The organism is Flagellimonas sp. HMM57 (assembly GCF_021390175.1).
GTDB lineage: Bacteria > Bacteroidota > Bacteroidia > Flavobacteriales > Flavobacteriaceae > Flagellimonas.
This window is the reverse complement of record NZ_CP090004.1, coordinates 2,498,804-2,511,991: the sequence shown is the minus strand read 5'-3', so window position 1 is coordinate 2,511,991 and position 13,188 is coordinate 2,498,804. Positions and strand designations below refer to the sequence as shown.

The window sequence follows — 13,188 nt, the reverse complement described above, 5'->3', positions numbered from 1 at the left end:
TACCCTTAACTAACTTAAACTCTGAAGCAAAAAATATCTTAATTGTTCTGATAAAAAGTAATTGTTCCGCTTACTTCGTTGCTAACTACTAGAATTTCTTTGCCCGTAGGGCTATCATCAGCATCTATTGCCAAAACCCCTTCTGGGCCAACGTCACCAGCGGTCTCCAAAATCTGCAAGAATTCCGGGAAACCTGGATTGGAAATATCATATACCATGATTTGGTTATTTCGCTCCAGACCAACAAAAAGAATTTGTCTATCCCCTATTTTCTGAATGGTCACTGCCTCTGGTTCGGCACCTTTATCATCACTACGGCTGTCGTCTCCATTAAATACTGCTGGTGTAAGTTCCAAAGTCCTTTCGGCAATATCGTTTCCACTATCGTAGACCAACTGTCCCGCTCCAGACCAAATACTGAAGGATCTTGCCCCATAGTTGTATAATTCATCAAAATCACCATCACCATCAATATCGCCCAACGTCGTGGTGGATTGCAGACGCCCTAAGTTCTCATCCAATTGCAAGGTAGCTGCATCTGGAAAAACTGTTTCATCAAAAACTAAATCTGCCATACGTTCCTCTTCTGAAAAACCGTCATAATCGCGTGCATCACCTTCATTGGCAGTAACTACGTAATCCATCCCATTTACAGAATAATACGCTATTGCATCTGGCTGGTACATTCCAAAAACAGGAACGCTCCGCAATTCTTTTTTGTCGTCTCTATTGCTGGGATCTATTTCGTTACCGGGAGCGGAATAGTCTTTAAATCCTAAAGGAAGAATGGATTCGATCTGTTTTGTTTCTAAGTTGACCACTGCAACCCCATTATTCTCTTGTAAGGTAACCCATGCTTTCTTAGAATCATCTGAAACGGCCACATATTCTGGTTCAACATCCATAGCCAGCGTGGCGTTAGGGCCAAAAACACGGAATCCTTTTTCTTCCAAGGAAGCTTCATCACCGTTAAAGCCCGTAAAATCAAGAATGGATACCTCTCTGGTTTTTACATTTATGATCCCAATTGAACCCATAGGATCGTTCGTGTATTCATCATTTGGTTCGCCCTCGTTGGCACATACAATATACGCTCCGTTTGGAGTAAACGTAACCATATCTGGCAAAGCACCTACTTTGAAGCTACAGATTTCTTTTTGGGTAGTTGTATCAAACAGTTCAATATAACCATCGGCCTGCTTATCTTCTGCTTCGATTGCAACAGCTAGTTTGCCATCGCTTACGGCAACACTGTTTGGGGCACCCGCATTAATACACGTAATCGAATTTAGTCTTATCGGGCTATTTAAGTTTGAAATATCAAAAACCGAAATTTCCGTGCTCTCCACGTTCACGATAAACAATTTGTTGGTAGAAGGGTCGAATGCAGAGATTTCGGAAGCACCTTCGCCTCCAACCTGAATGGTACCGTAAAATCCAAAATCCACTTGGGTCACTGGAATTTCGTCGTCAACGGGGTCATCGTCACTGCCACCATCACCAATAAAATCATCTATTTTATCACAAGAAAAGAAGGTAAAAAGTAAAATCGTGGGGAATAAAAGTCTAAGGTAATTTTTCATTTTCGTTTGGTTTAAATTTCCTTGGAAGTTCTAAACCAAACATTAAGTGATTGTTAGAGGAATACTAAATTATGATTTAGTTATTGTAACCAAAACGTTTCAACTGACGCGAGTTGCTTCGCCAGTTTTTATTTACCTTAACATAGAGCTCTATGTGCACTTGCTTGCTAAAGAATTTCTCCAAATCTTTTCTTGCTTCTACGCCTACTCGTTTTAAGGCACTGCCCTTGTGCCCTATAATAATTCCTTTCTGGGTATCTCTTTCCACCATTATTATGGAACGAATCCTAATGATATCGTCATCTTCAAAAAACTCTTCTGTTTCTACCTCAACGGCATATGGAATTTCTTTTTTATAGTGCATCAATATTTTCTCCCGAATGGTTTCGTTCACAAAAAAACGCTCTGGTTTATCCGTTAATTGGTCTTTAGGATAATATGGTGGAGCTTCGGGCAATAATTCTAAAATTCGTTCAAAAACCTCTTTTACATTAAAGTTTTCCAAAGCGGAAATTGGATGTATTTCCGCAGTTGGGAGTAACACTTGCCAATGTTGTATCTGCTCTTCCAATATGTGCTGTTCCGAAGTGTCTATCTTATTCAGGAGCAACAATACTGGAATTTTACTGTTCTGGATTTTTTTGAAAAAAGCCTCATCTTTCAATGCTTTTTCCCCAATTTCGACCATATAGAGCAGAACATCCGCATCTTCAAAAGCAGATTTCACAAAATCCATCATGGAGTTTTGTAGTTGATATGCGGGTTTTATAATGCCAGGAGTGTCCGAAAGAATGACCTGAAAATCATCTCCATTGACAATCCCAAGAATTCGATGTCTTGTAGTCTGTGCCTTCGAAGTGATGATAGACAATTTTTCACCAACAAAAGCATTCATCAATGTTGATTTACCAACATTGGGATTACCAATAATATTTACAAAACCTGCTTTATGCTTTTTCATCCTTCAGTTTTTTAAAGTACACTTTTGCCCGTTCGTTCACCTTTGGCGCCAATAATAAAACTGCTATCATATTTGGGATGACCATTAGGGCATACGATAAATCAATCAGATTCTTTACCAAATCCAATGAGGCTATCGCCGCAAAAACTATCATGATTACAAAATATACATTGTACAGCTTTCCAATTTTAGCGTTGGTCAAGTACGATAAACTCTTTACGCCATAATAGGAATAGGTAAAAAGTGTTGACAATGCGAATGCCGAAACGATGATCATCAATAAATCATCACCTACACCAAACAGTGTTGTTCTGAATGCTTGAAGCGTCATTACAATTCCACTGGAATCTTCTAAATAGGCACCGCTAAGTATAATTACGACCGCAGTGAACGTACAGACCAAAATGGTATCTATAAATGGGCCCAACATGGCAACCAGTCCCTCCCTAATAGGCTCATCGTTTTTTGACTGGCCGTGGTACATGGGCGCACTCCCCAATCCTGCTTCGTTTGAAAACATGGCACGTCTGACCCCAATGATTACCAACCCCCAGAAACCGCCAGTGACCACTGTTTTAAAATTCCATGCCTCTGTAACAATCAGTTTTAATGATGGGATTACTTGTGAAGCATTCAAAACCATGACCACGACAACTGCCACCAGATAGACCATTACCATAAAGGGAACAATGGCTGTAGCTACCTTTGCAATATTTTTCAATCCTCCAAAAATCACAAAAGAGGAAATTATGGCCAATACGATACCGATGGTCAGTTTCCAATTGAACAACGGGTCAGCTTCAGTGCCGCCCATTGCAATTAAGTTCTCCTCCGGTACGACAACGCTCATGAAAGTTTCTGTAAACTGATTCGCCGTGAAGACACCAAGAAACCCAAACAAGCCAGCTATACTGAAAAAAATCGCCAAGGGCTTTGCTTTTTTCCCCAAGCCCTGTGTGATGTAGTACATAGGTCCTCCTTGCAAATTCCCATCTGAGTCTTCGCCGCGATACATAATGGATAGACTACAGGAATAAAACTTGATGCACATTCCTATCAGAGCGGTCATCCAAATCCAAAAAACGACCCCGGGCCCGCCATCGTGAATGGCAATGGCAACACCCGAAATATTTCCCAAACCTACCGTTGCCGCCACAGCTGCTGAAAGCGCCTGAAGTGAACTCACATCACCTTTGGCATTTTTATCGTCATATTTTCCGCGAGTTATCGCAATGGCGTGGCCAAAAAAACGATAGGGTAACAATCTTGAATAAAACACCAAGAATAAACCACCACCTATCAATAAAATAAACATAGGCCATTCGGTGCCTGCAACTGCCTTAACCAAAAAGTCATTGAACTGTTTCATAGATTTCGAAGGTAGCTATTTCATTGAACAATTAAGTTTACTTTAATAGAATTCGGAATGTTTTTCAAACCAAGACAAAGAGATTGGTTCAAAAAATGAAGTGACACATCGGTTTCTTCTGGGATTAGTTTGATTGAATTGATGTGCATACACATATTTTTCAAATCAAAGTCTTGTTAAATTTGGATATAACACAGAAACGGTTGTATATTTGCCGTCCACATCGCGGGATAGAGCAGTAGGTAGCTCGTCGGGCTCATAACCCGAAGGTCACAGGTTCGAGTCCTGTTCCCGCTACTTTAAAATCCACTGACAAGCAGATACTTAAATCAATTGTCAGTGGATTCTTTTTTTAGCACCTTACAGAGCGCATATACTACCGCGTACAAGTCAACTGGAATGACAAGGAAATTTATAGAACCAAGAATATATATGGAGGGCCAAATTTTGATTTATCCAAAAAATGGTACGTCTATTATTCCTATGAACATCCCACTAAAAAGAATAAGGACGGAACGCAGGCAATGAAGCGCCAACCAACAAAAACTTTAAGCATCAACAGAAAATACAAGACCAAGTCAAAGCGACTATATGATTTAGGGGTGGATGCACTTCACGAAATGCTCAAAGAGGGATATTCTCCATATCCACATTTGTTTGTTTCCGTGTTAAAATAGCTTCGACTTCCTCAATTGTCAAAGCCTCGATGATAACATACATGATTTTTACTCGCAGTCAAACTAATTTCCATGTTGTATTTCAGTTTATTTTTAAAACAACTGAACCATATCGATAGGGAATTTAAATCAAAATACACTTCGGTAGGGTTCAGTATCAAGTTTCTATTTTGAATATTATTTCATTCGAACAAAAGCCAATGACCTGCAACTGGATAAAAAAATACCTGTTTGCGATAGGAGTATAAAGTGAGCCAGAAGGGCGTTTCTTTGTTACGGTTTATTTGAAGTTTTGTTTGATTTCACGATCGATCATTTTTTTACCTGCTTGTCTTTCTGAACTCCAGAATAACTTTTTATAGAACGGCCGTAAATGTTTAGCCCATCCATCGCTTACTGTCAGCATTCTTTTTTTACCTCTTCTCATCAAAAAAGTAAACCTATTGGTCCCATTAAAAGTGAATTACCAAGAATATTAAAAGAGAACATGTTTGGGGCTTTGTAGATAAAAGATTAAGGAATCCGTAAACTGGCCGTTTTACAAAATCATTTTGAGCAATATATAGAGTCGTTTAAAACTTTCTTTTTACCCAATCAACAACAGGAAGCCCACAACGGAATTTAACCGTTACTTAACACAAAAGTCTATTTAACTTGTTAATCTCGTATATCAAATAAAATCAACTTAAAAAAATACTCAATGCAGGACCTTGTTGCCCAATGTGTAGAAAAATTAAGCAAGAGTAACGAAAAGGCTTACCAAGAGTTTATTGCTGCATCAGAGGAAGGGTCTGCGAAGAAGGGTAAAACTTTGATCCCCATAGGTGGCGTATGCAGAAAACTATATGTACTTAATTCAGGTATTATAAAGCACTTTCGTTATAAAGAAGATGGTTCCGAACATATTACATGGTTTGGTTTCAAAGACGACATGATATCTGCCTACACCAGCTTTGTTACTCAAAAACCAAGTCTTGAAGGAGTTGAAGTTATCGAAGATATTACCTATACCGTTTTTCCGAGAGAAGCTTGCTATGGTTTGGCGGCAAAGTATCATGAAATGGAAACTTTTTTCAGGGAGTTGCTAGAACTTTATTACATCGCTTCTGATGAAAGGCTCTTTTTTCTGCAGGCATTGACAGCAAAACAAAAATATAGCTATATCCAAAAGAACCATCCTGAATTTATCCAGTTTTTACCTCAGAAAGAGCTCTCGTCTTTCCTTGGTATTACTCGTGAAACCCTAAGTCGTATACGAAAGTATTCCTAAGGTTTCCTTTTTCTCTGATTCCAGAAAACAAATCATTTTATTTACAAGTCTTAATCAGTGTTTTAAATTTTAAAGCACCTCTAAAGTCGTTTTTGACATATGTCACACGTATCCTGAATTTGACGGAATAGTTTTGTCTCATAATAATTTCAAATTATGGAAACAAATACGCAAGTTCAACTCTATCCCATCCTCAATAATAGAGTACTGACTCCACCAAGCCTAAGTAGTATTTTGGAAATATTTTATGCTTCCAATCAAAAATACTTTACGGTAGAGGAGCTTCAAAAAGTCACACAATTGCAAGTGGAAGAAATTGAAAACGCACTTGCGCTACTAAACAATTTGGGTGATGTAGGAATTAGCAGAAAAGAATCTTTTGTTGACCAACATTTCTTTCTGGATATCGATGGAAGTATCAAAAACCTTAAACATAGTGTGCAAGACAGTAAGAATGTCCTGAACATTTTAGAGAAAGTACTGGAACAACGCAATGGCGAAAACCAACCCCTTGAGTCCTTTATCAAGAACACCATCATCTTCTACAGCGAGATATTGGATTTTATAACTCTAAAGATTGATGAACATTTTGACCAGTAAAACAATGAAACGGATAAAAAGATTTTTTTTGGCTTTACTAAGCTTCTGCCTACTACAAGGGTTAGCAGCACAGGAAAAAAGTTATCGTATTGGAATATTGCTAGATGCCAACAGCACGGCAATTGATTCATTGGTGACAGAAATGAAGAATGAGATAAAGGCTACTGTGGGTGAAGATGCCGAAGTCCTTTTTCCCAAAGAAATACAATTGATCAATAAGCTCGACCTTCAAACAGCTGAACTACAGTACAACCAATTGATCAAAGATGATACCGATATCATTTTAGGCCTTGGGGTTATTATAGGAGATATCATAAGAAGACAGAAAAATCACCTTAAACCTACCATCTTACTAGGCGGAGCGAATAGGGATATGCAACTTTTTGATTTTGACAAAGAAACTTCCGGCATCCCTAATTTCACGTATTTATTGGAACAGGACTCCTATAAAAAAGACTTGCAAAGACTCCATAAGCTTACTGGTTTCAAAAAAGTGGGTGTACTCATGGAAGCGGAATACTTAAAAGTGCTTCCCATTGCGGAAACTTTTGAACGTATATCCAAAGAAATAGGGATTGACTACAAAATAATTCCCTTGGAAAAATCGCAAACCCTTGACAAAAATTTGGGAGCTATTGATGCCGTATACTTAGCAGGCGGGTTCTTCCTTTCAGAGGAAGCGCTTGAATCACTTTCAAAGCTGTTTATAGAAAAAAGACTCCCCTCTTTCACACTCAACAATGCGCTGCAAGTAAAAGCGGGTATTATGGCAACCCGAAACCCCAAGGACAATTTTGATAACGTAATTCGTCGTTTGGCCATTACCGTTGAACGCTATATTAGTGGTAGGCCATTGGAAGACCTACCGATTTTGGTAGATACCCAAGAAGGGCTTTTGGTCAACTACAACACTGCAGATGCCATCGACCTTCCCGTACGTTACAGCATGGTAAGCGATACCGAATTCATAGGAGAATTGACCAACGCCAATACCCAAGCAACCTATTCCTTACAGAATGCCATAGCCCAGGCACTGGGCAAAAATGTTGCGTTGAAATCGATTGAACAAAACATTGCCCTTCAAGAACAGGAAGTAAAGACCGCCAAGAACAACTATTTACCCTTGGTATCGGCAAACGCCGCTGCTGACTTTACCGACCCTGATGTTGCTGACTTTGGTTTTGGACAAACCCCGGAACGACAAACTTCGGGCAGAATTCAGCTAGAGCAAACCCTATTTTCCGAAACGGTAAATGCCAACGCAGCGGTTCAAAAACACCTGCGCAACGCAGAACAGGAAAACTATAATGCGGAGGAATTGAATACCGCCTTCAATGTGGCCAATGCCTATTTTGATATTCTAATTGGAAAGGCGAACACCGAAATACTTCGTGCCAATGTAAAGACGACACAAAAGAACTTGATGATCGCACAGCAAAATTTTGAAGCAGGCATTTCTGGGCAATCGGACATTTTTCGTTTTCAAAGCGAGTTGGCCCAAAACAACCAGCTGATGGTAGAAGCCTTTACCCAATTGGAACAGCGTATGATTCAATTGAACCAACTTTTGAACAATGATGTGAATGCCAAAATAGATATTGAAGAGATAACCCTAGAGACCAGTTTACTGGAAACCCTTCAATATACTGATTTCAATGAGCTATTGGACAATCCCGTGACGCGGGAGCCATTTATTGCTTTTCTGACAAAGGAAGCCCTAAAGAATGCGCCAGAACTTAAAGCATTGGAGCATACGGTAAAAGCTACGGAACGCAACATCCGCCTAAACGGCATGGGGCGTTTTTTACCAACTATTGGCGTGCAGGCGGGCTACAATAGTATTTTCAATCGCAGTGGGGTAGGCAGCAGTGCAACCGACGGCTTTGTACTACCTGATAATACCTATAATGCCAGTGTCGTGGTATCCATTCCCATTTTCAACAGAAATCAGACCCACACGAACAGGCAAACGGCAAAAATTCAAAAGGAACAACTGGAATTTAACAAACGGGACAGTGAACTGACCATTGGAGCCAATGTGAACAATAGCATTTTAAACGTCATCAACCAAATGGCCAATATGGACCTTTCCAAAGTGTCGGAAGAGGCAGCGAAGCGGTCTTTGGCACTGACACAGACCTCATACGCAGAGGGGGCAACTACTATGGTGCAGCTTATTGATGCACAACGGAATTATTTGAATGCCCAATTGACCCAGAAGACGGCTATCTATAGTTATCTCTTGAGTGTATTGCAGGTAGAGCGTTCCATTGGTTATTTCTTTATGATGCAGCCCCAAGAGGTCAATAGCGCTTTCATTGCCAAATTTTTAGATACGCAAAACAACTAATAATGAATTTATTACATATAAAACATAATACCATGAAATCAATAGTAAGGATAATATCTATAGGACTTCTCACGAGCATGCTATTTTCATGCTCAGAAAAAAAAGAAGCACAGACGCGTAAACCAAAATTGGTAAAGTATACCGAAGTCGGTTTCAACAATCAAAATGGTGTCGTAACCTATAACGGTGTGGTACAGCAAGAACTGGTCATTAATCTAAGTTTCAGGGCCAGTGGTATGATTACAAAGTTGCCCCTTGAAATGGGACAAAAAGTCGCGAAAGGGGATTTATTGGCCGTTCTAGATAACGTCTCTTCGCGATTGGCTTATGAGCAGGCAGTTACGCAAAGCAATGCCGCAAAATCGAATAGAAATACGGCCAAATCCGCTTTGGACCGCATCCTAAAATTGTATGAAAAAGGTAGTGCTTCGCTCAGCGATTTTGAACAGGCAAAGAACAACTTTAAAGCGGCGGAAGAAAACTACCAAGCCGCAAAACGAACCATATCCATTCGGCAAGACCAAGTAAATTATGGCTATATCTACGCCCCGGCAGATGGCATCATTGCCGCGGTGAATTCCGAAGTCAATGAAAATGTAAATGCCGGACAGACCGTGGCCACGCTCAATGCCGGAGAGGTAATGGAAATTGTGATAGGTGTGCCCGAAAATGTTATCAATACCATCACGAAGAACGATGTGGTAACCGTGCGATTGCCCTCATTGCAAAATCAAGAATTTAAGGGAACAGTTACGGAAGTGGCCCCTGCCCTTTCAGCTCAATTGGGCACATATCCCGTGCGTGTGGCATTGGAAAAACCAACTGCAGCTGTGAAGACCGGTATGGCCGCAGCGGTTGATTTTTTTCCTTCAATGGGAAATCCTTCTACGATAAAACCTGAGGCTTTGGTGGTACCCGCACAGTCCGTCGGGGAAGATTATGAAGGACATTATGTTTTTCTCATTGCTGAAAATGATACGGCACTCATTGTGCAAAAGCGACAGGTGGCTGTAGGCGAGTTGACCGAAAACGGATTTGAAATTACACAAGGTATTCAAAATGGAGACCGTATTGCCACGGCTGGGCTACAGAGTTTATTGGACGGGCAAAGCATTCGATTAGAGTAAAATACCTCAGAGCAAGCCCGAGAGACATTGATATAGAATAACATTTTGATTTCGAGTCAAGTCTCGAAACATTTAAATCTCGATTATCGAGTAAGAAATAATAGGAAGAAATCATGAATTTAACAGCATTTTCAATACAAAAAAACCGTATCGTATTAATGATACTGGGCGCTATCCTTTTAATGGGGATGGCCATTTATCCTGACCTTCCACGCGATAGTATGCCTTCTTATACGGTTCGTATAGCCAATGTGGTAACCGAATTTCCAGGTGCCAGTCCAGAAAGAGTGGAGCTATTGGTAACCGATAAGGTCGAAAAGATAGCACAAGAACTTCCGGAGCTTAAAGAGGTGACCAGTGTATCCCGAACGGGGCTCTCCGTTGTAACGGTTGAATTAAAAGAGGACGTTGGTCCTGATGAACTACAATCAGTTTGGAACCGACTGCGCCGCAAGTTACAGGGCATGGAAGGCATGCCCGAAGGTATCGATGCCTTTTTGGATGATGAAGGTGTGGGCGATGTCTACGGTATTGTCGCAGGACTCGTTTCAGACGGGTTTAGTTATGCAGAGATGAAAGAGTATGCGGACGATATCAAGAACGATTTCATAAAACTGCCCGAAGCTGCCAAGGTAGTCATGGGCGGGGTGCAGGAAGAACGGGTGTTCATCACTTTCGATAATGCCCGATTAAAGACCTATGGACTATCAGCGCAAAAGTTACAACAGCTAATTTCTGGGACTAATATTCTTAGTTCTGGCGGACAAATCAATCTGGGACAAGAGCGCATCATTCTGGAACCAACGGGAAATTTCAACAGTATAAAAGATATTGAAGATATGCTATTGCCCGTAAGCGAAGATTCGGGTTTACTAGTACGTTTAGGGGATTTGACCAAGATTGAAAAAGGGTACATAGACCCTTCCCAACAACGGGTGCAAATCAATGGTAACAATGCCATTTCCTTTCACATCAACCTAAAGAAAAATGCCAATATTATTTCCTTGGGCGAAGATGTGAATCAACTATTGACCAAGTGGCAAGATAAACTTCCGGCCGGATTAGACCTGAAAAGAATTTCTTCCCTAGATGTCTATATAGACGCAAAGGTGAGCAATTTTATCAGTAATTTATTGCAATCCATAGGCATTGTTTTAGCAGTTATGTTGGTCTTTTTAGGGTTCCGTACAGGAATGATAATCGCCAGTCTTATCCCTATAGTTACCATTATGACCCTTTTGATTATGGGACTCATTGATATAGGTCTGAACCAAGTTACCTTGGCTTCTTTGATTATGGCTCTGGGTATGTTGGTAGACAATGCGATTGTGGTTGCAGAGACCATTATGGTAAAGATGGAAGCAGGAGAGAAAGCCAAAAAAGCGGCTATCGATGCCTGTTCGGAACTATTCGTTCCTCTCCTGATTTCGACCCTGACCACTTCTGTTGCTTTCTTGGCCTTCTACCTTTCCCCAACGAATATGGGAGATATTGTAGGGCCGATATTTATCGTCATCACCATTGCGTTATTATCCTCATGGATTATTGCTTTGACCATCATCACGCTGTTTTGCTCCCTTTTCTTGAAGATCAAACCCAAGAACGAGCGCAAACCCGGGCTTGTAGATAAGGCGATAGCGGTTTTAAAATCAAAGTATAAATCACTTATCATAGTCGCATTGCATCACAGATGGAAAGTGATGATTGTACTGTTCGCGGTATTCATACTCTCATTGGTAGGGTTTTCAAAAGTTCCGTTTTTGTTCTTTCCCGATAGTGACCGGAATATGATAACGGTAGATATTAACCTTCCCGAAGGTTCCAATATTGATGCCACGACGTCCACCGTCAGGAAATTGGAGCAGTTTATGAGAGACTCGCTTCAGGTAACCCAAGACAGACCGGATGGAATCGATAGCTGGTCCGCTTACATCGGCCAAGGTCCCGAGTCGTATGATTTAGGCTATTCTCAAGATGAGGCAAACTCCAATTATGCACACATTTTGGTCAACACCTCTTCTTTTGAAATGAACCAAGATATTATCGCAAAGTTGGATGCTTTCGGATACGACAACTTCTCAAATGCCGATATCAAGGTAAAAGCCCTTGCAGCTGGTGCGGCCACGGTACCCATTGAAATTAAGTTGATAGGTGAAAATCCAGATGAGCTTGCCAAAATAGCCACAGCGGTTAAGCGGCAGTTATCTACCATATCCGGCACTAAAAATGTAAAGGACAACTGGGGACCAAAGACGAAGAAATTTGTGGTAAAAATAGACCAGAACAGGGCCTTGGCTGCCGGGGTAAGCAGCCAGGATATTGCACTGTCGTTACAGACCAATCTTGAGGGGTTGCAAACCGGAGAATATCGCGAGGGGGATAAATCCATACCCATTCTCATGCGGGGAAAGGACAATTACAATCAGACTTTGACCTCGTTACAGACCTTGAGCATTTTTGCCCAGGCAACCGGTAAAAGTGTACCCCTGCCACAGGTCGCTTCTATTGTGCCGGAATGGCAATATGCCTCCATAAAAAGGTATAATCTGAATAAGTCTATCAATATTACCAGTGAATTGGCACAAGGTGGAAATGCCGCGGCCATTACCACCGAAATAGGTGCTTGGTTGGAGGAAAATAAGAAAGAATGGCCAAGTGACTGTCGGTATGAATTCGGGGGGGATGAAAAAGAGACCGCTGAGAACATGGGGTCGGTCATTGCTTTTTTACCACTATCGGCATTCATTATAGTACTGTTATTGGTCATTCAGTTCAATTCGTTCCGAAAAATGGTGATGATTTTTTTCACAATCCCTTTGGCGATTATCGGTGTGGTGATTGGTTTATTGGTATTTCAGGAGCCCTTCGGCTTTATGCCTTTTTTGGGAACCATTTCCTTGGCGGGAATTGTCATAAACAATGCCATTGTACTTATAGACCGTATGCAGATTGAACAAAACGATTTGGGGCTAAAACCCGAAGATGCGATTATCACAGCCTGCTTGCAGCGGTTTCGACCCATTGTACTGGCTACCTGCACCACTATTCTTGGATTGATTCCCCTATACCTGAGTGGTGGGGAACTTTGGGAAGGTATGGCCATTAGTATTATGGTGGGTCTACTCTTTGGTACGGTCATCACCTTGATATTCATTCCATCATTATATAGCATTTTATTCAAATTGAACTATAAGGGGTATGAGTTTGATGAAAAGCTTTTGGAGGAATAGAATGCAGATTATTTTAAAGAA

The 13,188-nt window shown here is 40.8% G+C and carries 8 protein-coding genes and 1 tRNA gene; 6 read left to right on the top strand and 3 right to left on the bottom strand.

Translation table 11 applies throughout. The features are described 5' to 3' along the window. Positions 1-38 precede the first annotated feature (38 nt). From LV716_RS11000 to LV716_RS10990, 3 genes are all read right to left on the bottom strand, one after another. Entirely contained in the window at positions 39-1,583 is a 1,545-nt protein-coding gene (locus tag LV716_RS11000) for a choice-of-anchor I family protein (protein ID WP_163417780.1), read from the bottom strand. A gap of 76 nt (positions 1,584-1,659) precedes the next feature. Next, on the bottom strand, positions 1,660-2,544 hold the full coding sequence (era, locus tag LV716_RS10995) for a GTPase Era (RefSeq protein WP_163417779.1): 885 nt from the start codon (positions 2,542-2,544) through the stop codon (positions 1,660-1,662). Beyond that, positions 2,531-3,913, bottom strand: coding sequence for a sodium:alanine symporter family protein (locus LV716_RS10990; protein ID WP_163417778.1), 1,383 nt, complete (start codon positions 3,911-3,913; stop codon positions 2,531-2,533). The genes era and LV716_RS10990 overlap by 14 nt, the downstream gene beginning before the upstream one ends. Before the next feature lie 224 nt (positions 3,914-4,137). Here LV716_RS10990 and LV716_RS10985 point away from each other — a divergent pair. The 6 genes from LV716_RS10985 to LV716_RS10960 all read left to right on the top strand — a co-directional run bounded on the left by LV716_RS10985 (position 4,138) and on the right by LV716_RS10960 (position 13,167). Then, positions 4,138-4,210 (top strand) — tRNA-Met (locus LV716_RS10985). Between the two features lie 1,080 nt (positions 4,211-5,290). Continuing rightward, positions 5,291-5,860: a Crp/Fnr family transcriptional regulator gene (locus tag LV716_RS10980; RefSeq protein WP_163417777.1), complete on the top strand. Its 570-nt coding sequence runs from the start codon at positions 5,291-5,293 to the stop codon at positions 5,858-5,860. Positions 5,861-6,016: 156 nt separating this feature from the next. After that, positions 6,017-6,460, top strand: a complete 444-nt coding sequence (locus LV716_RS10975; RefSeq protein WP_163417776.1) for a hypothetical protein — start codon at positions 6,017-6,019, stop codon at positions 6,458-6,460. A 4-nt stretch (positions 6,461-6,464) separates the two neighbouring features. After that, a complete protein-coding gene (locus LV716_RS10970) occupies positions 6,465-8,810 on the top strand; it encodes a TolC family protein (RefSeq protein WP_233759116.1) in 2,346 nt (781 codons plus the stop codon). Positions 8,811-8,842: 32 nt separating this feature from the next. Then, positions 8,843-9,937: an efflux RND transporter periplasmic adaptor subunit gene (locus LV716_RS10965; RefSeq protein WP_163417774.1), complete on the top strand. Its 1,095-nt coding sequence runs from the start codon at positions 8,843-8,845 to the stop codon at positions 9,935-9,937. A 113-nt stretch (positions 9,938-10,050) separates the two neighbouring features. After that, the gene (locus LV716_RS10960) at positions 10,051-13,167 is read left to right on the top strand and encodes an efflux RND transporter permease subunit (RefSeq protein WP_163417773.1); all 3,117 of its coding nucleotides are present in this window, start codon (positions 10,051-10,053) and stop codon (positions 13,165-13,167) included. Positions 13,168-13,188 lie beyond the last annotated feature (21 nt).

What these genes read in the sequence shown, in the direction of transcription:
- LV716_RS11000 (WP_163417780.1), bottom strand. Translation starts at nt 1,583, where the DNA reads ATGAAAAATTACCTTAGACTTTTATTCCCCACGATTTTACTTTTTACC.
- LV716_RS10965 (WP_163417774.1), top strand. Translation starts at nt 8,843, where the DNA reads ATGAAATCAATAGTAAGGATAATATCTATAGGACTTCTCACGAGCATG.
- era (WP_163417779.1), bottom strand. Translation starts at nt 2,544, where the DNA reads ATGAAAAAGCATAAAGCAGGTTTTGTAAATATTATTGGTAATCCCAAT.
- LV716_RS10970 (WP_233759116.1), top strand. Translation starts at nt 6,465, where the DNA reads ATGAAACGGATAAAAAGATTTTTTTTGGCTTTACTAAGCTTCTGCCTA.
- LV716_RS10960 (WP_163417773.1), top strand. Translation starts at nt 10,051, where the DNA reads ATGAATTTAACAGCATTTTCAATACAAAAAAACCGTATCGTATTAATG.
- LV716_RS10975 (WP_163417776.1), top strand. Translation starts at nt 6,017, where the DNA reads ATGGAAACAAATACGCAAGTTCAACTCTATCCCATCCTCAATAATAGA.
- LV716_RS10980 (WP_163417777.1), top strand. Translation starts at nt 5,291, where the DNA reads ATGCAGGACCTTGTTGCCCAATGTGTAGAAAAATTAAGCAAGAGTAAC.
- LV716_RS10990 (WP_163417778.1), bottom strand. Translation starts at nt 3,913, where the DNA reads ATGAAACAGTTCAATGACTTTTTGGTTAAGGCAGTTGCAGGCACCGAA.